The sequence below is a fragment of the Congregibacter sp. genome, assembly GCF_047617445.1.
GTDB lineage: Bacteria > Pseudomonadota > Gammaproteobacteria > Pseudomonadales > Halieaceae > Congregibacter.
On record NZ_JBLGBE010000052.1, the window covers coordinates 1 to 23814 of the forward strand.

The 23814-nt window shown below is 55.1% G+C and carries 18 protein-coding genes; 16 read left to right on the forward strand and 2 right to left on the reverse strand.

The genetic code is table 11. The features are described from left to right. From ACI9KD_RS11935 to ACI9KD_RS11995, 13 genes are all read left to right on the forward strand, one after another. Positions 1–336: phosphatidate cytidylyltransferase (locus tag ACI9KD_RS11935; protein WP_414981398.1), on the forward strand; the 336-nt coding region annotated here is incomplete at its 5' end. Then, entirely contained in the window at positions 336–1544 is a 1209-nt protein-coding gene (locus ACI9KD_RS11940) for a 1-deoxy-D-xylulose-5-phosphate reductoisomerase (protein ID WP_414981399.1), read from the forward strand. The genes ACI9KD_RS11935 and ACI9KD_RS11940, both read left to right, overlap by 1 nt. Before the next feature lie 58 nt (positions 1545–1602). Continuing rightward, positions 1603–2961 carry an RIP metalloprotease RseP gene (rseP, locus tag ACI9KD_RS11945; RefSeq protein ID WP_414981412.1) on the forward strand — a complete coding sequence of 453 codons (1359 nt, stop codon included), beginning with the start codon at positions 1603–1605 and terminating at the stop codon, positions 2959–2961. A gap of 180 nt (positions 2962–3141) precedes the next feature. Beyond that, positions 3142–5742: an outer membrane protein assembly factor BamA gene (gene bamA, locus ACI9KD_RS11950; protein WP_414981413.1), complete on the forward strand. Its 2601-nt coding sequence runs from the start codon at positions 3142–3144 to the stop codon at positions 5740–5742. 25 nt (positions 5743–5767) lie between these two features. After that, complete coding sequence (locus ACI9KD_RS11955; protein ID WP_414981400.1) at positions 5768–6289, forward strand: OmpH family outer membrane protein; 522 nt, start codon at positions 5768–5770, stop codon at positions 6287–6289. 9 nt (positions 6290–6298) lie between these two features. Further along, a complete protein-coding gene (gene lpxD, locus ACI9KD_RS11960; RefSeq protein ID WP_414981401.1) occupies positions 6299–7342 on the forward strand; it encodes a UDP-3-O-(3-hydroxymyristoyl)glucosamine N-acyltransferase in 1044 nt (347 codons plus the stop codon). A gap of 42 nt (positions 7343–7384) precedes the next feature. Continuing rightward, complete coding sequence (gene fabZ / locus ACI9KD_RS11965) at positions 7385–7822, forward strand: 3-hydroxyacyl-ACP dehydratase FabZ (RefSeq protein WP_414981414.1); 438 nt, start codon at positions 7385–7387, stop codon at positions 7820–7822. Then, complete coding sequence (gene lpxA, locus ACI9KD_RS11970) at positions 7819–8589, forward strand: acyl-ACP--UDP-N-acetylglucosamine O-acyltransferase (protein WP_414981402.1); 771 nt, start codon at positions 7819–7821, stop codon at positions 8587–8589. Before fabZ ends, lpxA begins: the two co-directional genes overlap by 4 nt. After that, positions 8549–9781, forward strand: a complete 1233-nt coding sequence (lpxB, locus tag ACI9KD_RS11975; protein WP_414981403.1) for a lipid-A-disaccharide synthase — start codon at positions 8549–8551, stop codon at positions 9779–9781. Before lpxA ends, lpxB begins: the two co-directional genes overlap by 41 nt. Then, on the forward strand, positions 9781–10395 hold the full coding sequence (rnhB, locus tag ACI9KD_RS11980) for a ribonuclease HII (protein WP_414981404.1): 615 nt from the start codon (positions 9781–9783) through the stop codon (positions 10393–10395). Before lpxB ends, rnhB begins: the two co-directional genes overlap by 1 nt. A gap of 3 nt (positions 10396–10398) precedes the next feature. Continuing rightward, positions 10399–13905 carry a DNA polymerase III subunit alpha gene (gene dnaE / locus ACI9KD_RS11985; RefSeq protein ID WP_414981405.1) on the forward strand — a complete coding sequence of 1169 codons (3507 nt, stop codon included), beginning with the start codon at positions 10399–10401 and terminating at the stop codon, positions 13903–13905. Further along, entirely contained in the window at positions 13902–14222 is a 321-nt protein-coding gene (locus tag ACI9KD_RS11990; RefSeq protein ID WP_414981406.1) for a DUF1244 domain-containing protein, read from the forward strand. The genes dnaE and ACI9KD_RS11990 overlap by 4 nt, the downstream gene beginning before the upstream one ends. Positions 14223–14346: 124 nt before the next feature. Then, positions 14347–15831 (forward strand): arylsulfatase, encoded by a 1485-nt coding sequence (locus tag ACI9KD_RS11995; RefSeq protein ID WP_414981415.1) that lies wholly within the window; start codon positions 14347–14349, stop codon positions 15829–15831. Positions 15832–15888: 57 nt separating this feature from the next. Here ACI9KD_RS11995 and ACI9KD_RS12000 read toward each other — a convergent pair whose 3' ends face one another. Together ACI9KD_RS12000 and ACI9KD_RS12005 are read right to left on the reverse strand one after the other, a co-directional pair. Then, positions 15889–19020 (reverse strand): efflux RND transporter permease subunit, encoded by a 3132-nt coding sequence (locus tag ACI9KD_RS12000; protein ID WP_414981407.1) that lies wholly within the window; start codon positions 19018–19020, stop codon positions 15889–15891. A 2-nt stretch (positions 19021–19022) separates the two neighbouring features. Then, positions 19023–20201, reverse strand: coding sequence for an efflux RND transporter periplasmic adaptor subunit (locus ACI9KD_RS12005; RefSeq protein WP_414981408.1), 1179 nt, complete (start codon positions 20199–20201; stop codon positions 19023–19025). Positions 20202–20630: 429 nt separating this feature from the next. On the opposite strand from ACI9KD_RS12005, the gene ACI9KD_RS12010 reads away from it, so the two are divergent. The 3 genes from ACI9KD_RS12010 to ACI9KD_RS12020 form a co-directional block, all read left to right on the forward strand. Further along, the gene (locus ACI9KD_RS12010; RefSeq protein ID WP_414981409.1) at positions 20631–21830 is read left to right on the forward strand and encodes a CaiB/BaiF CoA transferase family protein; all 1200 of its coding nucleotides are present in this window, start codon (positions 20631–20633) and stop codon (positions 21828–21830) included. Then, complete coding sequence (locus ACI9KD_RS12015; RefSeq protein ID WP_414981410.1) at positions 21827–22741, forward strand: hydroxymethylglutaryl-CoA lyase; 915 nt, start codon at positions 21827–21829, stop codon at positions 22739–22741. The genes ACI9KD_RS12010 and ACI9KD_RS12015 overlap by 4 nt, the downstream gene beginning before the upstream one ends. Before the next feature lie 57 nt (positions 22742–22798). After that, positions 22799–23814, forward strand: a 1016-nt coding sequence (locus tag ACI9KD_RS12020; RefSeq protein ID WP_414981411.1) for a hydantoinase/oxoprolinase N-terminal domain-containing protein, incomplete at its 3' end; no start/stop codon positions are given.

The window sequence follows — 23814 nt, forward strand, 5'->3', positions numbered from 1 at the left end:
GGTCGACATGCATTGTCTCCGCAAGTGAGTCCGGGGAAAACCTGGGAAGGCTTCTGGGGAGGCGTGTTGGCGGTAGCGATTCTAAGCGTCGTGATTTGGAGTCTGCTTCCGGGGCGCTTTGACCACCTTAGCCTCGTAGCCATTTTAGTGGTGGCGTTGCTAACCGCATTCGCCTCCGTGCTGGGCGATTTGACCGTGAGCATGGTGAAGCGTGTCGGCGGTGTAAAAGACTCAAGCAGTCTGCTGCCCGGGCATGGTGGGATTCTTGATCGCCTGGATAGTCTCTGTGCGGCTACGCCGACCTTTGCCCTGGGTCTGCTCATGGTCGGCTTTTGATGACCGTCAGCAGTGCTTCGACAATACAGAGAGTTGCCGTACTGGGTTCCAGTGGGTCTGTAGGCGTTAACACGCTCGATGTGCTTTCACGTCACCCGGATCGATACGAAATTTTCGCGCTCGCCGCTCGCGGTTCAGTGGACATTGTGTTCGAGCAATGCCGTCAGTATCGTCCTCGGTACGTGCTCCTCACTGACGATGTCGCAGCAGCGAGGCTCGCCAAGCGCGTGGCGTCTGACACTGCTCTGGATACTGAAGTGCTGGCAGGCACCTCCACGCTTGAAGAAATCGCAGCGCATCCCGATGTGGATATCGTGATGGCTGCGATCGTCGGGTCTGCTGGTATGGCCTCGGCGATGGCGGCAGCGCGCGCTGGCAAGCGTTTGCTGCTGGCGAATAAAGAGGCGTTGGTGACAGCAGGTAGTCTTTTGATGCGCGCGGTGGAAGAGGGTGGCGCAACACTGCTACCTGTCGATTCCGAACACAACGCTATTTTTCAGTGTCTGCCGGCAGACTCCCGGGCCCGTCCGCAGCTCGCAGGGGTGTCCGGGCTTATTCTTACAGCTTCTGGTGGACCGTTTCGCGGCAAAAGCCGTGAGTTTCTCGCGCAGGTTACTCCCGCGCAGGCCTGCGCACATCCCAACTGGGATATGGGTCGCAAAATTTCTGTGGATTCCGCGAGCTTGATGAATAAAGGCCTCGAACTTGCGGAGGCTTGTTGGCTGTTTGGTTTGCCCGAAAGCCAGGTTGAAGTAGTGGTGCATCCCCAGAGTATTGTCCACTCGCTGGTGCGTTATGCCGACGGGTCGGTACTGGCGCAACTCGGCGAGCCTGATATGCGGACTCCGATCGCTTGCTCTCTGGCTTGGCCTGAGCGCATAGACGGTGGTGTTAAGGCGCTGGATCTATTGGCTGCGGCGCGACTCGATTTTGAACCTCCGGATATGGCCTTGTTTCCCTGCTTGCGTATTGCCAGGGAGTGCATAGCTAACGGCGGTAGCGCCATGGCGGTGTGTAACGCGGCCAATGAAATAGCGGTGGCCGCTTTTCTGGAAGGCCAGATTAGTTTTGTCGATATCGCAGCTGTGATCGAGGCGAGCCTCGCCGGTTTGCCGCTTATTGAACCCCGGAGCCTCGCTGAGGTCGAAGAAGTGGATCGGCAGGCACGTGCTTTTGCCGATCAGTATGTTAAGAGCTACCGGCTTTGAAAAGCCATCAGCAGGAAGCGAGCCCTATCAGGGTAAGCGCAGGAGCAGTTAAGGTTTGATAGATATTCTGTATAGCGTAGGCATCACTCTCGCGACGCTTGCTGTGCTTGTTGGGGTGCACGAGTTCGGGCACTTTTGGGTCGCCCGTCGCTGCGGTGTGAAGGTGCTGCGCTTTTCCATTGGCTTTGGCAAGCCGTTGCTGCGCTGGCGAGATTCGCTAGACACTGAGTATGTCATTGCTGCCATTCCTCTGGGCGGCTACGTCAAGATGCTTGATGAGCGCGAAGGGAATGTGGACCCCGGTGAGTTGCATCTTGCGTTTAATCGAAAGCCCGTCTTGTCGAGAATAGCGGTGGTTGCCGCCGGTCCTTTGGCGAATTTTGTCTTGGCGATTGTCGCGTACTGGGCTTTGTTTATGGCCGGTGAGACTGGCTATGCCCCGGTAATCGGTGCGGTAGAGACGGGATCTGTCGCAGAAGTGGCAGGACTGGAGCCAGGGCAGGAAATTGTCTCTATTGATGGCCGCGCAACACCGACCTGGCAAGCCGTGTCTTTCCGCTTGCTTGAGCGTATTGGTGACAGCGGTTCTATTCTTTTTTCTGTTCGTTACCCGGACTCCGATGTGGTCTATGAGTCTGAGGGGCAGTTGAATCGCTGGTTGGCAGGGGACGACGAGCCAAGGCTGTTGGCGGGTCTTGGTCTTACACTGTTTATGCCGCCTATTGTCCCTTTGTTGGATGAAATCGTGCCAAACAGCCCGGCGGAACGAGCGGGCTTGAAAGCCGGCGACAGAATCCTGTCGACCGATGGCGTGCCCATGGAGCTTTGGGAAAACTGGGTTGATTACGTGCGTTCCAGACCTGGTGAGCGTATGTCTGTGCTACTCCAAAGAGATGGCCGTGAGCTCGAATTGATGCTTACCCCTGAGGAGTCCACTACGCCCGAGGGTGAAGCCATAGGTCGCGTGGGTGTGGGCGTTGCCTTACCTGAAATGCCAGAAAGCCAGCGCCGGGAGTTCCATCGTGGCCCACTCGAGGCACTCGGTGCAGGAGCGCAGCGCACGGGTGAAATGGTGAGTTTTACGGCTAACTCTATGATTAAGATGGTTCAGGGCTTAATCTCGCCGAAAAACTTGAGTGGCCCCATCACCATTGCTAAAGTGGCGACCGCTTCGGCCAAGTCGGGTCTGGAGTCCTACATCGGTTTTCTTGCGCTGCTGAGCGTCAGCCTCGGCGTACTGAATCTCCTGCCTATACCTGTGCTAGATGGTGGCCATTTGCTGTACTACAGCATTGAGCTCGTGGTGGGTAAGCCGGTGCCGGAGCGTGTACAGATGGTGGGTTACCAGGTGGGGCTGTTGCTAGTCGTCAGCCTCATGGTGTTCGCGCTTTATAACGATTTTTCGCGCCTGTCCTAATGCGCAAGGGAGATTAGCTGAGCGTCGAGGCGCATGGCAGATATAACTTTGACGAAAGTAACTAACAAAACTTTGGAAGTCTTGGCTGCTAGAGATAGATTCGCCTCCTCTCACCAGACGCCGGACAGCGCCCGTGGTCGGCGAGTGGTGGCCTTTATCGTTTGCTGGTTTGTTGCGCTTATGTCTGGCGCCGTTGCAGCACAGGAGCCGGCCCAGGCTACTGCCGGTGCGCCCCAGCCAGTGTCAGCTCAGGGTTTCGTGGTATCCGATATTCGTGTTGAGGGGCTTCAGCGCATTGCTGCGGGCTCGGTGTTTGCGTCTATGCCTATTGGCGTTGGCGATGTCGCGAATAGTGCCTCTATCCGCAGTGCAGCGCGCTCACTCTTTGCTACCGGCAACTTTGACGATATTCGTATTGGTCGCGACGGTAGCGTTTTAGTGGTCGTGGTTGCAGAGCGCCCCAGTATCAGTGAGATCACCATTGGAGGTAACAAGGCTATTGAGACCGAAGCCTTGTTAGACGGTTTGAAGGGTGCGGGTCTGTCTGTGGGTCAGGTATTTCAGCGCTCTACCCTGGAAGGGATGCAGCTCGAACTTCAGCGGCAGTATGTCATCCAAGGGCGTTACGATGCTGCTATTGACGCCGAAGTGATCCCTGAACCACGGAACAGGGTTGCCATCAACATTGATGTAGACGAAGGCACCGTCGCCGCGATCAAGCACGTGAACGTCGTGGGTAACAAGGTCTACAGTGACGAAGACCTCAAGGAGCTCTTCGAGCTCAAGACCACCGGCTTACTATCCTTTTTTACCAACGATGATAAGTATTCCCGGGAAAAACTTACGGGCGATTTGGAAAAGCTAACGTCCTACTACATGGATCGAGGTTACCTTCAGTTCGCTATCGATTCTACCCAGGTATCGGTCTCGCCAAGTAAAGAAGAGGTCTACATCACGGCCAACGTCACCGAGGGAGAGAAGTTTACGGTTAGTGAAGTCGATTTGTCGGGGGATTTGGTTCTGCCCGAGTCGGACTTGCGGCGCTTTGTACTCGTGCGCGATGGGCAGACTTTTTCACAGGTGTTGGTCACCTCTACCGAGGAATATCTGACGCGCCGATTGGGGAACGAGGGCTATAACTTTGCCAAGGTCACCGGCATCCCAGAGATGAACGAAGAAGATAATACGGTGGCGATTAAATTCTTCGTGGATCCGGGGAAGCGCACCTATGTGCGACGCATTAGCTTTAAAGGCAATACGAGAACGGCGGATAGCGTGCTCCGTCGTGAGATGCGCCAAATGGAGAGCGCTCCTGCCTCTGCCTCTGCCATTGAGCAATCACGTGTTCGACTTCAGCGATTAGGCTTTTTTAGCCAAGCCGAGGTAGAGACACCGGAAGTACCCGGACACGACGACCTCATTGACGTTGAATTTACGGTGGAAGAACAAACCTCAGGAAGCATCGGCGCGAGCCTTGGTTTCGCGCAACAAGCAGGCCTGATTCTGAGCCTCAATTTGCAGCAGAACAATTTTCTAGGCACAGGGAAACGCGTGGGCATTAACTTGTCGTCTTCGCAGTTTCAGGACTTATACAACTTTAGCTACACCAATCCTTACTACACCGAGGACGGTGTGAGCCGTGGTTTCAACATCTTCTTCCGCTCTACTGATCTGGCTGAAGTCAACGTCGCCAGCTATACAACAGACACCTGGGGCGGTGCGATAAACTTCGGGTATCCCATTAAAGAGACCGCTCGCTTGGGCTTCAGTTTTGGTTTGGCGAAAACAGATATCACTGCGGGTCGCTTTGCGGTGCAAGAGATCAAGGCAAGTCCTCGACTCTTGCAAGGCGTTGAGAATTTCTACGAAAGCACCCAGCTGGCCGACGGAAGCTTTGCTGCGCCAGAGGTTACCCAGCCGCTGGAAGACCTGCCTCTCAGTGCACTGACGATTCCGCCGGAACTGGGTTTTCTTGACGAGAACGGTGATTCTTATCTGAACTGGACGATTACCACTAGCTGGAGCTCTTCGACGCTCAACCGAGGCCAGATGGCCACGCGAGGCTCAGCGCAGTCTGTTGCTCTGGAAGTGTCCATGCCGGGGTCGGATCTCGAGTTTTATAAGCTGACTTATCGCGGCGAAGTCTTTTACCCCATCAAGAATGACTGGATTGTGCACTTCAGATCCGAGCTGGGCTACGGGGATGGCTACGGAAAAACCACCGAATTGCCTTTCTATGAGCACTTTTTTGCCGGGGGCTTTGGCTCAGTTAGAGGTTTTGAGGTCAACACGCTGGGACCGCGAAGTACCCCTCCAAGTATTTATTCCGTCGATCAGCCCGTCACGGCGATTGATGAGAATGGCTCACCCACCGAAGTGGGTGGCCCCGATGGTCGGGAGTTCGGCTACCAGTTAAACCCTGAGACCGGGAAAATCGAATTCGAGACGTTCCAACAAAACCGTCGTGCAGCGCCTTTTGGCGGTAACGTATTAGTCGAGGGCAGCGCGGAGCTTCTGTTCCCACTGCCTTTCCTCAAGGATCGCAGCCGCGTTCGCTCGGCATTCTTTATCGATGTGGGCAACGTGTTTAATAATCGATGCGGTATTAATCAGCCCAATTGTTTTGATTTCGATGCGGCAGAACTGCGCTATTCTGCCGGTATCGGTGTGACGTGGTTGAGTGGCTTTGGTCCTCTCACCTTTGCTATTGCTAAGCCTCTGAACGCGTCCGAAATCGATCGTGAAGAAGTATTCCAGTTCACTCTGGGACAAAGTTTCTAGTTTTTTTCTCCAAGGAGTAATTGTTGTGACCAAGAAGTTTCTAGCCATTCTTGCCCTCGGTATTGCTATGACCCCACTGGGTGTACTCGCTCAGGGTAAGGTTGCTGTCGTGGATCTCCAGGCGGCAATTTTGCAGTCTGATGCGGCGCAGCAGCGTCTTGACGGTGTGCGTAACGAAGAAGGTTACAAGGCCGATAAAGACGAGTTTGACCGGCTTCGGGAAGAGCTGGACAAGCTTGTGAGAGAGTTTCAGAAAGATGCGGCTGTGATGAGTCAGGAGCAACAGGACAGCTCGCGTCGTCGGCTGGCCAGCAAGCAGGCCGACCTGGAGCATGTGAGCGGCAAACTGCAGCAGGCCGAGCAGGCAACCGGGCAGGCCTTGTTGCAGGAAATGTCACCTATGGTGCAGGAAGTACTCCGTGAGCTTATTGCCACGGAAGGTATTGGCTTGCTGCTTCAGCGGACTTCGGTTATCCACGCAGACCCAGGCTATAGCATCACCGCCAAGGTCACGGATAAGCTCAACCAGCTCTCCGCGGCAAACTAGACTCTAAGCATGGTGACCCTCGGCGAATTGGCAGCACATTTAGGATGTGAGGCGGATTCCGACGATGTGGGGATTGAGCTCGATGGCATAGCGCCGTTGGGCCGTGCAGGGTCTCGGGACTTGGCATTTGTTTCTGAGTCCCGCTATCTGGACGCGTTGAAGGATTGTCGGGCGGCCTGTGTCATTGTTAAGCCTGATTGGCAAGCCCAGAGCCCGGTACCTGCTCTTTGCGTAGCCGACCCGTATCTTGCTTACGCGCAAATCTCAGCGTTTTTCGACACTCTACCAGCACCGCCCTTAGGTATTCACCCCGGCGCATTTGTTGATCCGTCTGTCACGGTGCCTGCTTCAGCCAGCATTGGGCCCGGCGCCTGTGTAGAGGCAGACGCTGTGCTGGGTGAGCACGTTGTATTAAGCCCCGGGGCTTATGTCGGTCGTGGTGTCACTCTGGGGGACAATTGTCGCCTGTGGCCTGGCGTTGTGTTGTACCACGGGGTTGTTCTGGGCGATGACTGTGTGGTGCATGCCAATAGTGTCATCGGAGCCGATGGTTTTGGCTTTGCCCGGCGTACCGACGGCTGGGAAAAGATCAGTCAATTAGGCAGCGTTCGCATCGGTGACCGTGTTGATATTGGCGCTGGTGTGACTATCGATCGTGGTGCTCTGGACGATACGGTGATCGCAGATGACGTGATCATCGACGATCAGGTCCACATCGCCCACAACTGTGTCATCGGTCGTCGCACCGCTATTGCTGGCTGCGTAGGTATGGCTGGAAGCTCGGTTATCGGTGAAGATTGTACATTTGCCGGACAGGTCGGAGTATCCGGTCATCTCAAGATTTGCGACAATGCGCACTTTACTGGTCAGGCGAAAGTGGCCAGAAAGGTCGATGAACCTGGCAACTATTCATCGGGAACGCCACTAGAGGCGACCCGTCAATGGCGTAAAAATGCCGTTCGCTTTGGTCAACTTGACGCCATGCAGCGGCGTCTGGTGAAACTTGAGGCCAAGTTGGATGCGCTGGGTGAGGCGGTCAGCGACGACGACTAGCGATTAATAACAAGAGGTACTACGGACTTGAACAATGACTGTCTGATGGATATATCGGATATCCGAGAGCACCTCCCTCACCGATACCCTTTTTTGTTGGTCGATCGCGTTGTAGAGCTTGTGCCCGGCAAGTCCATCGTCGCTTACAAAAATCTAAGCATTAACGAGCTTTTTTTTGACGGACACTTTCCGGGAAACCCTGTTTTTCCCGGTGTGCTGTTATTAGAAGCTATGGCCCAGGCCGCGGGCATTCTTGGTTTCAAAACCATGCAAAAAACCCCTGCGGACGGGTCGATCTACATGTTTGTAGGCGCCGATAAACTGCGCTTTAAGCGACCCTGCGTTCCCGGGGACCGGGTCTATCTTCACGCTCAAATAATGGGCGAGAAGCGAGGCATCTGGAAATTTGCCGTACAAGCCGAAGTCGATGGCCAGCGCTGCGCTTCCGCCACGATTCTTTGCGCTGATCGTCCCGCATGATCCACCCACAGGCTATCGTTGAGCCTGGGGCGAAAGTCGCCGAGGGGGCCCACATTGGGCCCTGGACCTACATAGGTGACGGAGTAGAGATCGAGCAGGGCTGTATTATTGAGTCCCATGTTGTCATCAAGGGACCCACCAAAATTGGCACAGGCACACATATCTACCAGTTTGCATCGGTGGGGGAGGCCACGCCGGACCTCAAGTATCGTGATGAGCCTACCCGGCTGACGATCGGTGAACGCAACACCATCCGTGAAGGCGTTACCATTCACCGCGGGACCGTTCAGGACCGGGGTGAGACCATCATAGGTAATGACAATCTGATCATGGCCTATGCGCATATAGGCCATGATAGTGTGATTGGTAACCACACCATATTAGTGAACAACGTGGCCCTGGCGGGCCATGTGTGCGTCGACGATTGGGCTATTCTCAGCGGATATACCCTGGTACACCAATTCTGTCGGATCGGCCAACATAGTTTCAGCGGAATGCAGACCGCTATTGGCAAGGATGTTCCTGCTTATGTAACGGTTTCCGGGTCGCCGGCGGAAGCAAAAACCATCAACACAGAAGGTTTGCGCCGACGGGGATTTTCGGACTCCGCCGTGAGTCAGTTGCGCCGTGCATTTAAAATCCTCTATCGCCAGAACCTCACCCTGGATATTGCAATACAGCGTCTTGAGACAATGTTGAGCGACACGCCAGAGGTTAAAGTTCTCATTGACTCTATTCGCGCTTCCGAGCGCGGTATCGTCCGCTAAAGCCCTGAACGGTTCCAGCCCAGATTTACGCACATGCTCGGGCGATATCCTGCGTATCGCCATGGTCGCAGGAGAGAGCTCCGGCGATCTATTGGGTAGTCGACTTATTCGATCTTTGCGCGCTCGGTTTCCGGACCAGGAGTTTGTGATTGAAGGTGTTGGCGGGGAGGCGATGCAGGCGGAGGGTTTTAATAGCCTCTATCCCATGGAGCGTCTCGCCGTCATGGGTTTGATTGAACCTCTCGGGCGATTGCCAGAATTGCTGCGTATTCGTCGTGAACTGTTTACCCGCTGGAGCGAGTCACCTCCGGCCTTCTTTTTAGGCATTGATGCACCGGACTTTAACCTTGGATTAGCGCGGCGTCTGCGTAAGGGTGGGCTTCGCACTGCACAGTTGGTGAGCCCGACGGTGTGGGCCTGGCGGCAGGGGCGCGTGCACACCGTCGCTCGGTCGGTGGACAGTCTGCTGTGCTTGTTTCCCTTTGAGCCACCTCTATACAAGGATGTGCCGCTGTCTACGACCTTTGTCGGGCATCCTCTCGTGGCTGAGTTGAGGAATGTTCCCACGAGAGATTCTGTGCGCCGCGATTTGGGAATCGCGGCCGATGCAGTTGTGGTGGCGCTGCTGCCGGGGAGTCGCAGCAGTGAAGTGGGGCAATTGGCGCGTTGTCTGATTGATGCCGGGCGTTTGCTACGTAGCCGAGATCCGAGGCGTCAGCTTCTTATGCCCGCCGCAAACGAGGCGCGCCTTGAGCAGTGTCGCGAGCTGTTGCGCGAAGCGGGTGCAGAGTCTGAAGTGCGATTGCTGAAAGGTCGTTCCCGGGACGCGATGATTGCGGCGGACGTCGTGGTCCTCGCGTCGGGGACCGCGACGCTTGAAGCTATGCTCCTGCAACGACCCATGGTTATTGCCTATCGTGTTGCCAAAACATCCTGGGCACTTATGTCGCGGCTTGCGGTGACGCCTTTTGTCGGTTTGCCCAATATTCTTGCTGGCAGATCGGTGGTGCCTGAGTTGTTGCAGGATGCTTTGTCCCCCGCGGCTCTTGCACTGGAAGCGGAGATTCTGTTGGCTCACGGAAGTGAGCAGGTGACTCAGCTGCAGCCGTCTCTGCGGGCTTTGGAGCGCGATTTTGACTCCGCTGCAGGCGAGGCGCTAGGCGCGTTACTTGAGCCACGAGAGCCGGTCTGATGCCACTGAGTGATTGGGAGGCCGAAATTGCAAAACTGCCCGCCGATGCTTGTATCGTAGGTGTGGATGAAGTTGGTCGCGGCCCCCTGGCAGGTGATGTCGTGGCCGCTGCGGCGGTATTGGATAGCAGTGATCACATAGAAGGCCTGGCCGATTCCAAAAAGCTGACTGCTAAGCGTCGCGAAGTCTTGTCCGAGCAGCTGTATCTGCGCGCCCGGGGTGTCGCCTTGGGGCGTGCTACAGCTCAGGAGATTGATGATATTAATATTCTGGAGGCCAGCTTGCTCGCGATGTGGCGTGCGGTGGATGCCCTTGGAATGACACCGGACCTGGTTTTGGTGGATGGTAGGCAGCTGCCTCGTTGGAGCTACCCCAGCATTGCTGTGATAAAAGGCGATTCGCGAGTCCCGCAGATAGCAGCCGCATCTATAGTTGCCAAAGTGGCTAGAGATCGCTACATGTGTGAGCAGCACGAACAGTGGCCCATGTACGGCTTTAATGCCCATAAAGGTTATCCCACGGCTGCACACCTTGCTGCACTACAAGAACATGGTGTGAGCCCTTTACACCGTCGCAGCTTCGCGCCGGTGCGCGCCGTGATCAGAGGAGATTAACGCTTGTCGGAGTTTGTCCATCTACGTGTCCATAGCGAGTATTCGCTAAAGGACGGCCTTGTTCGAATTAAGGATCTAGCAGCTCGTGTTGCAGAGCTGGAGATGCCGGCTGTTGCTGTCACCGACGTCTGCAATTTTTACGGTCTGATCAAGTTTCACAAAGCCGCGGTAAACGCCGGTGTAAAACCCATTTTTGGTGCTGATGTCTGGGTGACCGATACCTTGAAGGACGACGACGCACATCCACTTTGTTTGCTCGTGATGAATCCCACAGGTTATCTAAATCTCACACGGCTGCTGTCTCGGGCCTATCGTGAGGGGCAGACGCATGATGGGCCGCGAGTACTCTGGGAATGGTTGAGAGAGGCGGGTGATGGCCTTCTAGCACTGTCTTGCGGCGCGGCCGGTGAGGTAGGTCAGGCGCTAGTGAACGAAAAGCCTGATCTCGCACGACAGCGCATCGAGCGCTGCCTCGCCGTCTTCCCTGGGCGTTTTTATCTGGAGTTACACCGTACGGGGCGTGTGGGTGACGAGGAGCACGTGCATGCGGCCCTGGATCTAGCAGCACAGTACGGGTGTCCGGTTGTTGCAACCAACGACGTGCGTTTTATCGCGGCGAGCGAGTTCGAGGCTCATGAGGCAAGGGTATGCATCGCGGAAAGTCGCGTACTTGATGATCCCCGTCGGCAGCGTCGTTACAGCGAAGAGCAATACCTTCGTTCTACGAAAGAGATGCAGGAACTGTTTGAAGATATACCGGAGGCCCTGGAGAACACCGTCGCCATCGCGAGACGCTGCTCTATGGAAATGGAGCTTGGACGAGTGTGTCTGCCGGAGTATCCCGTTCCTGAAGGCATGACCATGGACACGTTTTTTCGTGAAAGTGCGCATCAAGGCTTGGATGAGCGTTTGCTGTCACTGCAGATTCACAATCGTGAGAATTCGCAGCAGCTTGAAAAGGAGTATCGAGCGCGTCTGGACTTCGAGCTGGACACGATTGTTTCCATGGGCTTTCCCGGCTACTTCCTCATCGTTATGGACTTTATTCGCTGGGCCAAGGAGCGCGGTATTCCCGTGGGTCCCGGACGAGGGTCCGGTGCAGGTTCTCTCGTGGCCTACTCGATGTCGATTACCGATCTCGACCCCATGGAATATGAACTGCTGTTTGAGCGCTTTCTGAACCCTGAACGGGTTTCCATGCCTGACTTTGATGTCGATTTTTGTATGGAACGGCGAGACGAGGTGATCGATTACGTTGCCGAGCGCTACGGTCGCGAGGCTGTTTCCCAGATTATTACCTTTGGTACCTTGGCCGCCAAGGCGGTGGTTCGCGATGTCGCGCGGGTGCAAGGTAAGTCCTATGGTCTCGGAGACAGGCTGTCGAAAATGATTCCCTTTGAAGTGGGGATGACATTACAGAAGGCGATTGAGCAAGAAGAGAGCCTCCAGCAATTTCTTCGCGACGATGGTGAAGCCCAGGAAATTTGGGATATGGCCGTTCAGCTCGAAGGCATAACCCGTAATGTCGGAAAGCATGCCGGTGGTGTTGTTATTGCACCGTCGGAGCTTACGGACTTTTCTGCGCTGTACTGTGATGGCGAAGGCGCAGGACTTGTCACGCAGTTTGATAAGAACGATGTGGAAGACGCAGGTCTTGTTAAGTTTGATTTCCTGGGTCTGCGCACACTTACAATCATCGACTGGGCACAGAAGATGATTAACGAGATTCGGGCGAGTCGGGATGAGCCGCCCGTGGATATCAGTCAGATTCCCCTGGATGATTATGCCTCCTTCGAACTATTGCGTTCGGCGGAGACAACCGCGGTATTCCAGCTCGAATCCCGGGGGATGAAAGAGTTGATCGCGCGACTTCGCCCAGACTCCTTTGAAGACATTATTGCCCTTGTTGCACTCTACAGACCGGGTCCTTTGCAATCTGGAATGGTCGACAATTTTATTGATCGAAAACACGGTCGCGAAAAAGTATCGTTTCCTGATGCGGATTATCAGCATGAATTGTTGAAGCCGGTCTTGGAGCCCACCTACGGCATCATTCTGTATCAAGAACAGGTGATGCAGATTGCGCAGATTCTGGCGGGATATACCTTGGGCGGTGCGGACCTTTTGCGTCGCGCCATGGGTAAAAAGAACGCCGAGGAAATGGCCAAGCAGCGTTCTGTTTTTGCAGCAGGTGCTGCGGATAAAGGAGTCGATGCTGATCTTGCTACCAAGCTATTTGATCTGGTGGAAAAATTTGCCGGTTACGGCTTTAACAAATCGCACTCGGCCGCCTATGCATTGGTGTCATATCAGACCGCTTGGTTAAAGAGCCATTATCCCGCTGCGTTTATGTCGGCGGTTATGAGTTCGGAGCTTGATAATACCGACAAGATTGTCGTGTTCATTGAAGAGTGTCGGCGCATGGGATTGAGCGTGCGTCTCCCCGATGTAAATGAGGGGCGCTATATGTTCACCGTGAGTGAGGCGGGTGAAATCGTCTATGGCCTCGGGGCTATCAAGGGGCTGGGTGAAGGGCCGGTCTCGGGTCTCCTTGAGAGTCGTGAGGAGCACGGACCCTTCCATGACCTGTTTGATTTTTGCGCTAGAACGGACTCAAGAAAACTCAATCGGAAGGCGCTGGAGGCTTTGGTACGTAGCGGCGCGTTTGATTCTCTGGGTACGGATCGTTGGATACTCCTCGGTGGTATCGATGATGCACTGCGCGCTGCCGAGCAGAATGCCGCTAACCGCGATGCAGGTATGGTTGACCTCTTTGGCGAAACTGTCCAGGCGAGCCGGGAACAGGGAGACCCGTACGCGGAGCTACGGCACATTCGGCCCTGGACCGATCGCGAGCGACTTCAGGGGGAGCGGGATACGCTGGGTCTGTATGTCACGGGGCATCCCATAGATAGCTGTGAAGACGAGATACGACGCTTTGTGCCCCAGCGTCTCGCCGATCTGCGTCCCGACAATCGAGGTAACTGCCGTGTGGCAGGACTTATCCTGAGTATGCGGGCCATGAAGAGTGCGCGCGGCTCAATGGCCGTCTTTGTATTGGATGATCGTAGTGCGCGATTGGAGGCAACGGCTTATTCCGAGGTGTATCAGCAATACCGTGAACTGTTGGTTAAAGATCAGATTGTGATAGCCGAGGGGCGTCTCTCTCAAGATGATCGGAGCGGCGCGACCGTGATGCGCGTGTCGGCTTTGCATAGCCTGGCAGATGAGCGAGCGCGATTGGCTTCTGGCCTGACAATTCATGTAGATGCAGCGGAGGTAAATGACCGTTTCCGCGAGTTTCTTCGAGAGCTTCTCTCCACCGCGCCTGGGCAATGCCCCGTGCGTTTGCGCTATCACCAGGGGCGCCAGAGTGCGTCGTTGTTACTGGGGCAGCAATGGCGTGTCTCACCGAGTGAAGAATTGCTGGAGGAATTGCGTCGGGAGCTGGGGGGCGATAGGGTGAAGCTCGTTTTTGATCAACAACGTACGGTAGGAGAGCAGCATTGAGTAGTATTGATGAGCATTTAGACCTCGCCCCGGAGGGCGTTCGTGCAGATATCGAGGCGGCGGTGTTTCGACGTCTCTTGGAGCATTTGGATGCCAACAAGCAGGCGCAGAATATTGACCTGATGAATCTTGCAGGTTTTTGTCGTAACTGTTTATCCAAGTGGTACGTGACGGCAGCGAAAGAGAAGGGTGTTAGCGTTGACTATGAAGTTGCGCGAGAGCGTGTTTATGGTATGCCTTATACCGAATGGAAGGCGCGCCATCAAAAGGAAGCGAGCCCCGAACAACTGACCCAATTTCAGGCACAGCAGCAGTAAGTATTTAACGAATTCGGCAAACACCGAATAGCTGTTTAGAACATTCCACGAAAATTTAATAAGAAAGGAGAGTGCTGTGTACAGTGTCGCGCGAATTCGAGTTTTACTGGGAGCCGCTGCCCTAATGGTTTTTACGGGCGCCGGTCAGGCAGCGGATCAACCGAATATTCTCGTCATCTGGGGCGACGACATCGGTATTACCAATATCAGTGCCTACGGTGATGGGATCATGGGATACCGCACTCCCAATATTGATCGAATCGCCGATGAGGGTATTCGTTTTACTGACTACTACGGAGACCAAAGCTGCACCGCGGGACGCTCAAGCTTTATCACTGGTCAGTCACCGTTGCGCACGGGGCTGTCCAAGGTTGGGCAGCCCGGCGCCACGTTGGGACTGCAGGATCGCGATATCACCATTGCTGAGGTGCTGAAGACCAAGGGTTACGCGACTGGGCAGTTCGGAAAAAATCACTTGGGTGACAAGGATGAATTTCTGCCGACGAATCATGGCTTTGACGAATTTTTTGGCAATCTCTATCACTTGAATGCGGAGGAAGAGCCAGAAGACGAGGACTACCCCGAAGAGGCGTGGTTTCAGCAGCGCTTCAGTCCCCGAGGCGTTATTCGCTCCTATGCCGATGGTCGTATCGAAGATACAGGGCCGCTCACCCGCAAGCGTATGGAAACGGCTGACGAGGAGTTTGCCGACGCAGCGCGCGTTTTTATTGACCGCAGCGTTGCTGAGGACAAGCCATTTTTCGTTTGGGTGAATACCACGGGCATGCACTTTAGAACGCATCGTGCCGACAAGCACAAGGGGAAGTCCGGGCAGGGCGTCTACAATGACGTGATGGTCGCGCATGACGAGCTTGTGGGTTCGCTGCTGGATCAACTCGACAGCCTCGATATTGCAGAAGACACTATCGTTATTTACTCCACGGATAATGGTGTGCACTACAACACCTGGCCTGACGCTGGCATTACGCCCTTTCGGAGCGAGAAGAACTCCAACTGGGAGGGGGCTTACCGAGTCCCGGCGATGGTTCGTTGGCCCACAGTAATACCGCCAGGACAGGTATCGACGGAAATAATGTCGCATTTGGACTGGATGCCGACTCTGGCTGCCGCGGCAGGCGAGACTGAGCTGAAAGCAGAGCTTCTAAAGGGCACAAGAGTAGGCAGTAAGACTGCAAAACTTCACTTGGATGGGTACAACTTTTTGCCCTATCTAACGGGAGAGGTCGAGCAAGGTCCGCGGAAGAGTTTCGTATACATTAATGATATCGGAGCGCCCGTCGCGGTGCGTTTTGGCGATTGGAAATCAGTGTATGCCGAAAATCGGGCTAAGACCCTGGCGCTCTGGACAGAGCCCTTTGTAACGCTGAGACTTCCGAAGCTCTTCCATCTTCGTCGAGATCCCTATGAGCGCGCGGATCACAATTCCAATACTTATTGGGACTGGTATTTAGATAAAGCGGCTCAAATGTATATGGGCGGTGCAGTGATGCAGCAGTTTCTCATGACCTTCGAGAAGTATCCGCCGAGCCAGCGCCCGGACTCCTGGTCAATTGATAAACTCACGGATAGGTATCTGAAGTTCGAGTGAGCAAAAAAAGCCGCGTTTTAACGCGGCTCTTTTTGTTCTTTAACCCTTGTGCCGTGATTAGCTCACGGTCTCTGGTTCTACCTTGACATCTCCCCCAGGCCAAAACCGCTGGCGAGCTATGCCCATCGCTTTTGCCACATCTTCTCCGATCAGATAGAGACAGGGCACCAGTAACAGCGTTACGAACAGAGCAAAGAGCACACCGAATGAGAGCGACAGTACCGCCGGCTTAAGAAACTGCGCGTTAGTGCTGCGCTCCGCCATGATGGGGATCAGGCCCACAAAGGTGGTTACCGTGGTGAGTAATATCGGTCTAAAGCGATTCACGCCGGCATCTAATATGGCTTCGAAGGTGCTCTTTCCCTGGTCGCGGAGTCGTCCGATGTAGTCCACTAGTACAAGGTTGTCATTGACGACGACTCCTGCAGCAGCACCGATACCAAAGTATGAGAACAGGGCCAGTGGTGTAGCAAAAATCAGGTGCCCGAAGATGGCACCCATAAAGCCAAACGGAATCGCAGTCATGATTAACAAGGGGAGCCAGTAGGATCGAAACGCAATCGCGATGAGTGCATACATCGCAAACAAAGCGATAGCATAGAGTGAGGCGATCTCGTTAATAAACTGATCTTCTTCTTCCTGAGCGCCTCCCTTGAGGATTACGAGTCCGGGGTGCCGTGCTTGTAGCTCGTCAAGATAGGTCTCATCGATGTCGCGTTTGATGTCGCTGATAAGGTCTTGTTCAAGGTCGGCCCTCACATAGACAACGCGGTTGCCATCCCGGCGCTGAATACGCTGTACCCCGCCCTGGAGTTCAACATCTGCAATGGCGAATAGAGGGACTTCCCGGCCGTCCGAGGTGCGTACTCGAAAGTTGCTCAGGCTAGACAGCGTGCGTCGCGCTTCTGTGGGATAACGCACCATGACTTTTACGTCACCATTTGCTCGGGGGAGGCGTTGAACCTCTTCTCCAAAGTACGCTTGGCGCACTTGACGAGAAACATCCGCAAGTCGAATACCGAGAGTCTCGGCACCCGGCTTGAGGCTCAAAACAATCTCGTCGGTCTCCCCCTGCTGGCTGTCCCGCACGTCAAGCACGCCATTGTAGCTACTGATTTTTGCCTGTAACTCCTTGGATGCGGCGGTAAGCGCGTCGCCATCACGATGCCTCAGTAGGTAGGTGATATCAGCGCCATTGTCGTTGAGGGTGTAATTCACCTGAATCTCGTCGGCGTCGGGAATGTCGCCCACCAGTGTGCGCAGGCGTTCCGCGGTCTCTCGAGCAGATAGATCCCGAACCTCCGCTGGTGCCAGTTTTACGATCGCAATCACGCTATCCCTGCGGGACCGGGTGTACCAACCTTCAATGAGTTTGCCGGTGCCTTCGCCGGTTGCACGCGCGTTGGCCTCTACTTCCTCGACAAGAGTGCGTTCTGCCGCCTGCAGTTGGTCGAGGACGCTAAGTGCACGCTCATAGGAGGTTCCGGGCGGAAGTTTTACATCGACCACAATCTGCGGGCTCTCAACCTGTGGCATGAAATAGAACTTCACCCATCCCGTGCTAAACAAGCCAATAGCGATCATGAAGGCACCGATGAAAGCGCTGGTCGTGAGGTAGCGACGCTCAATAGACCAGCGCAAAATGGGTTGGTAAATGCGTCGTGCAAACCCCGTGATGCTGTGCTCGATGCGCTGCTGGCGCAGGGCTAAACCCTTGAGGTTCGTTCGATGGGATAGATTACGTAGGTGAGACGGTAGGATCAGGAAGGCCTCAATGAGCGAGATGGTCAGCGCCGCAGTGATAACGATCGAAAGCTGGCGGGTGACCTGCGCTGCCTCCCCGGAAACAAAGAGCCAGGGCGCGAAGGCAATCATTGTAGTGAGTACGGCAAAAATCACGGGGCGAGAAACCGCATAGGCTCCCTGCACTGCCGCGGCACTGCCACCACCCATTTCGTGCGCGTGATGATGGATGCTTTCGCCGACAACAATCGCGTCGTCAACGACGATGCCGAGCACCAGTAAAAACGCGAAGGTCGACATGATATTCAGCGATACATCGTTCACCGGAAGGATGGCGAATGTGCCGACGAAGGCGACGCCGATACCGGCAGTGACCCACAGCGCGACCCGGGGTCGAAGCGATAGAATCAGAACGAGAAATACCAGACCGAGGCCCAGATAGGATGACTTGCCAATGAGTTCCATGCGCTCACTGTAGATGTCAGCGGTATCAAACCACATGGACAGCTCAATGCCTTCGGGCAGGCTGGGGCGACGGTCGTCCATCCACGCGCGCACCGCTTCGCTGGCCTTTACCACCTGCATGTTGTCAGTGCTTTGCACCTGAAGCAGAACTGCGGACTGGCCGTTCATGGTTGCGAGGATTTCATTGTCCTCAAAGCCATCTACGACGTGGGCAACATCGCCAACCCGAATGATACCGCCGTCGGCACTCTGTCGAATGATGATTTGTGAGAAGTCCTGTTCGGTATCGGCAAGATTGCGGGCGCGAATCTGCACGTCGCCTGTTGCTGTGCGTACTTGCCCCGACGAGAGATTGATAGAGCTGCCGCGAATGGCCTCGGCCACTTCGGCGAAGGACAGTGCGTATTGCCGCATGGAGGCTTCAGATAGTTCTACTGTCACTTCCTCGCGACGGGTGCCGAACAACTCGATGGTGGACACCCAGGGCAGGGTGGCGACTTCCCGACGCAAGTCTTCGGAGAGGCGCGTGAGTGCTCGTTCGCTCACATCGCCGTGCACTGCCACGCGAAGCATCTCTTGTTTGAACTGGCTCCGGCGTACCCGAGGGTTTTCGATATCACGGGGGAGGGAGGTAACCGAGTCCACGGCATTCTTTACGTCATTGAGAAAGCCATTGATATCAACGCCGGGGAAGGTAGAGACAGTTATTTCAGCCATGCCTTCCACAGCAGTGGAATAAATGTGATTGATCTGATCGAGATCCTTCAGTCGATCCTCAATGCGCGAGATGATCTGTTCTTCGACCTCCTGGGGCGCGGCACCGGGCCAGATAACCTCGATGTTTGCCTGATAGGGCTTAACCTGTGGAAAGGCCTCGCGCTCCATAGTGATGAAACCCATGATGCCAGCCAGCACTATGCCCACCATTAGAAGGTTGGACGCGACAGGGTTGTGTACCCACCAGGAAATAAGACGCTCCATGATCAGTATTCCCGCGCGGCGAATTGGCGTTCATCAATGGTGGAAAGTGCCATGCCGGAAATGGGGTTGCGTAAAGCCGACACGATGAGCCGCTCTCCCGGGCGCAAGCCCTCGCTAATGATGGCGTGTTCCGCTGTGGCGTGGGCAACTTTAGCGATGCGGATGTCCAGCAATCCACTGGAGTCCACAACAAACAACTGGTTGCCCGGGCGCAGACCTTTGCTTGGAATTTTTACCGTATCCTCCAGACGCCGGCCGGTGATCTCAGCCTCTACAAACAGTCCTACCGCCAGGGGCATGCCCTGCTCAGATCGGCCTGCACCATAGGGGTCCTCGACTTCAGCGGTGGCATAAATCAAGCGGGTGCTCGGGTCCACGGCAGCGTCGATACGCACGAGCTGTCCTGTCCAATGTTGTGTTGTGCCAGCCACGTCAGCGGTGAAGTTGACCATAGGCGCTGCACCAGCCTCTGCGGCATAGCCGATAGGAAGCCCCAATGCAGAAAGTTGTCGGTTGTTTAGTGGTAATCGAACCTGGACGCGATCGGTGGAAAAAACGGCTGCCAGCGCAGAGCCGATGTTGATCACTTCGCCAATATGGACATCAGTTTGGGTGACCCGGCCTTCAAAGGGTAGTCTGACGTGGGTGCGCTCAAGGTTGAGTTTGGCAAGCTCCAGTGACGCCAGCGCTGCTTCGCGACGCGCTTTGGCTTCGGCAATCTGAGGTTTCTTTAGCGAGAGGCCTGAGGCATTGGGTACGTCGCGCAATTGCTTGCGGGCTACGTCGGCGTCTGCCAGGGCCTGCTCAACAGAGAGCTCTGCCGCAGCGACAGCCGCCTCCGCTTCACGCAGCGCCAGACGATAGTCGCCATCATCAATTTCCAAAAGGATTGTGTCTGGGCTGAAGCGCCCGCCCTCAATATACTCCGGGGACACGGATATGACGCGACCGCTGACCTGCGCCGTAAGGTTGATCATTGTTCGCGCTCGCACTTCACCTTGGGTGTGTACGTCCAGTACCGCGTCACTGCTCTCGGCGAGATGGGTATAGACGGTGACGGGGCGCGGCGGGGCTTCGTCCGTTTGCGGTTCCGGCGCCGTGGCCTTGAGGAGCAGCACCGCTCCCACGGCGACGCTCAGTACCAGTACGGGACCGCTTAACTTCAGCAGTTTTGCCCTCATTTAATTCCCCTGATCTTGTGGTTGCGTAGTTATCGCTTGCAGTATCTTGTGATAAGCCGGTGCAGGCAACGCTGTTGGTCGTTGCACCGCTTCGGTTTATCGCATCTGTCCCGACGGGCTCGTTATGGATTTTTTATTCATAATGAAATATTATTTCAATAAAGAATAATATGTGCTCCATAGAGCCAACAATAGCGCCTGAACAATAAGCCGCCGAAATTTCTAATGTATTGATAATAAAGTAAAAAACTGTAATGACGGTATTTTTGCCATTCTTGGACTGATTCTTGCGGTGCTTTCAGGCAGCAATCTGGGGGTCGCCGCGTTTGGGGCTTCGTATTTGAATGTGTCGTGAGGACTCGTAGAGCAACAGGTAACGAGGTTGCTGTCGAACTTGCGGGCATCAGTGCAATATTAAGGAGTGACCGCATGGCAAAACCCCTTCGCGGAGTGAGAGTCCTCGATCTCACCCACATGCTCTCCGGGCCCTACGGCGCGATGATCCTCGCCGACCTCGGTGCCGAGACCATCAAGGTTGAGCCTCTCAAGGGAGAGGGCACGCGCAAGCTACTTGCCAACGACCCCAGGAATTCGCTGAAGGGCCAGGGCGCCTACTTTATAACACTGAATCGCAACAAGCAGAGTGTCGCTGTAGATCTCAAGAGTCAGGCCGGGCTGGAAGTGTTCTACGACCTGGTTCGCAATAGCGATATTGTCATCGAAAACTTTAGTGCCGGTGTTACGCGAAAACTGGGTATCGACTTCGAGCATCTCAATAAGATCAACTCAAAGATTATCACCTGTTCTATTTCGGGATTTGGTTCGGCTGGTCCCAATTATCAGCGCCCCGCGTTTGATCAGGTCGTACAGGCAATCGGTGGTGGTATGTCCCTCACCGGGCACGACGCGCAGCAGCCTACAAGATCCGGTATTCCGATTGGTGACCTTGGGGGCGGAATGTTCGGTGTGATGGGGGTGCTTGCGGCGCTGTACGAGCGCGAGCAAAGCGGTCTGGGTCAACACGTCGACATCTCCATGCTGGATTGCCAGATCTCAATGCTTAACTACATGGCGACCATGCACTTTCTGTCTGGTGATGTTCCCCATCCCATCGGAAACAGTCACTTTGTGCACGTCCCCTACAACAGCTATCCCACCGCCGATGGTCACATCATCATTGCCGTTATCTTCGATAGCTTTTGGGATAATCTGTTAGAGGTTATTGATGAGCCGGCGTTTCGAGACGAAAAATATCGTACCCAGCCGGCGAGACTGGCAGACAAAGAGTTTATTGATCGACGTCTAGGGGAAATACTTCGCGCAGAGAATTCTGAGCACTGGCTGACTCTACTGACCGAAAAACGGATTCCCTGCGCTAAGGTTAATCAGCTCGATGAGGCGCTGTCGGATGAGCAAGTGCTGTCACGCAATATGGTAGTGGAGCTCAGTCATCCCGAGGGCGGCAGTACGCGGGGTCCGGGTAACCCCATCAAACTGTCTCGTACCGATGAGGAAAGCTTTTCTCCGGCGCCGCTACTTGGTCAGCACACCGAGACAGTGCTTCGCGATTTACTGGGCTACAGTGATAGTCAGCTCGCGAACCTTAGAGATACGGGAGCCGTGGCATGAGCGACGTTGGTGTGACAGACAGAGTCATTATCAATGAAGTGGGTCCTCGAGACGGCCTGCAAAGCCAGGATGTTGAACTTAGTCTTGAGCAGCGCTTTGCCTTTGTCGAAGCACTCTTGGTGGCGGGCCTTAAACATATAGAAATGGGTAGCTTTGTCTCGCCTAAGGCGGTTCCACAGATGGCCGGCACCGGCGATCTTGCGCGCCGGCTGGGGCAGCGCGCAGGCACGCAGCTCAGTGCGCTCGTTCCGAATATGAAAGGCTATGAGCTTGCCTGCGATGCCGGCGTGGATACGGTTGCTGTCGTAGTTTCTGCGACGGAAACCATGAACCAGAAGAACATCAACTTAAGTATGGATGAAACTATGCAGGTGGCTAGGGCCGTTATCGAGCGGGGCAGGGCCGAAGGCGTACGGGTCCTGGCTTACCTTGCGGTTGCGTTTGAATGCCCGTTCGAGGGATTGGTAGATCCCGGCTACGTTCGCGCACTTGCGGCGCAGCTGATCGACAACGGTGCTTCTGAGTTGGTGATTGCGGACACTATTGGCGCCGCGAATCCCTCGCAGGTAAAGCATTTAATGACGGCTTTGGGTGACGAGCACGGTGCCGCAAAACTTGCCTGCCATTTTCACGATACTCGAGCACTGGGCTTAGCGAATATCTATGCTGCCCTTGAGAGCGACATACGGCGTTTTGATTCGTCCATTGGTGGGCTGGGTGGCTGCCCCTTTGCGCCGGGAGCAAAAGGTAATGTGGCGACCGAAGATGTCGTGATGCTCTGCGAGCAAATGGGATGTGCGACGGGTGTGGATATGCCGGCCTTACTCAATGTCGTTGATTTGATTAGTGAGATGCTCGGCCAGCCTCAGGGCGGAAGAGCGCATTACTGGCTGAGTCGTAACGCGGCTTAAGAACAACTTTTTGGCGTTGATTGATAACGGCGCCCTGACACAGCAGAAGGACAAGGGATGAGTTACAGACTAGGTGTAGACGTCGGTGGTACGTTCACAGATTTCCTGCTTCTCAATGAAGAGAACGGTGAGACCTTTACGGCCAAGGTTCCATCCACGCCCGAGGATTCATCCATTGGTGTGTTGAACGGTATCGCGCGAATCTGCGAGGAGTCCGGTGTAAATCCCGGGGATATCGAGCTGGTCATGCACGGAACTACGGTGGCCACCAACGCAGTGCTTACAGGTCGAGGCGCTCGCGTAGGACTCGTGACTACCGCGGGTTTTGAAGACACCTTGCAGGTTGCTCGCTCTTACTGTCCTGGAGGCCTGGGTGGCTGGGTGAGCTTTATAAAAAGCCCCCTGCTAGCGCCCTTAGAGTTAACTATTGGCGCTACAGAGCGCATCGGGGCTGATGGCGAAATAGTCCTGCCGGTGGATGAGGCCGCGCTTCGGCGAGACCTGCAAGTCTTACACGACACGGGTGAGGTAGAGGCGCTGACTATTTGTCTTATCAACTCTTACATTAACCCTGAGCACGAGCGGCAGGTTGCCGCTATTGCCGCAGAGATTTTCGGGGATACGCCCATATCTGTCTCCAGCGATGTTGTACCAGAGATGCAGGAGTACGAGCGTACCGAAACTACTGTCGTCAACTCCTATGTGCGTCCTGAGGTGGCTCGCTACGTGAACAATCTACAGGAGGCACTCGAGGAGCGTCTTGGCGATGGTGCACAGTTATCTATATTGCGTTCCGATGGCGGTTTGGCGTCGGCTCGTGCCGCGGCTGCTTCACCGGTGAACTTGCTGATGAGCGGGCCTGCGGGGGGCGTAGCTGGAGCGATTTACTTCTGCGAACGTGCGGGATTTCGCGACATCCTGACCTTTGATATGGGGGGTACGTCTACTGACGTTGCTTTGATTCAGGATGCACGGGCGCGAGTGCGACGAGAGACGATTGTGGGTGATGTGCGGGTGCGAGCGCCTTCCGTGGATGTGCGCACAGTGGGCGCTGGTGGTGGCTCAATCGCTTT

Coding starts and splice junctions, on each gene's coding strand:
- ACI9KD_RS12010 (WP_414981409.1), top strand. CDS start 20,631: ATGGCAAAACCCCTTCGCGGAGTGAGAGTCCTCGATCTCACCCACATG.
- ACI9KD_RS12000 (WP_414981407.1), bottom strand. CDS start 19,020: ATGGAGCGTCTTATTTCCTGGTGGGTACACAACCCTGTCGCGTCCAAC.
- ACI9KD_RS12015 (WP_414981410.1), top strand. CDS start 21,827: ATGAGCGACGTTGGTGTGACAGACAGAGTCATTATCAATGAAGTGGGT.
- ACI9KD_RS11940 (WP_414981399.1), top strand. CDS start 336: ATGACCGTCAGCAGTGCTTCGACAATACAGAGAGTTGCCGTACTGGGT.
- ACI9KD_RS11995 (WP_414981415.1), top strand. CDS start 14,347: ATGGTTTTTACGGGCGCCGGTCAGGCAGCGGATCAACCGAATATTCTC.
- lpxA (WP_414981402.1), top strand. CDS start 7,819: ATGATCCACCCACAGGCTATCGTTGAGCCTGGGGCGAAAGTCGCCGAG.
- ACI9KD_RS12005 (WP_414981408.1), bottom strand. CDS start 20,201: ATGAGGGCAAAACTGCTGAAGTTAAGCGGTCCCGTACTGGTACTGAGC.
- rnhB (WP_414981404.1), top strand. CDS start 9,781: ATGCCACTGAGTGATTGGGAGGCCGAAATTGCAAAACTGCCCGCCGAT.
- lpxD (WP_414981401.1), top strand. CDS start 6,299: ATGGTGACCCTCGGCGAATTGGCAGCACATTTAGGATGTGAGGCGGAT.
- bamA (WP_414981413.1), top strand. CDS start 3,142: ATGTCTGGCGCCGTTGCAGCACAGGAGCCGGCCCAGGCTACTGCCGGT.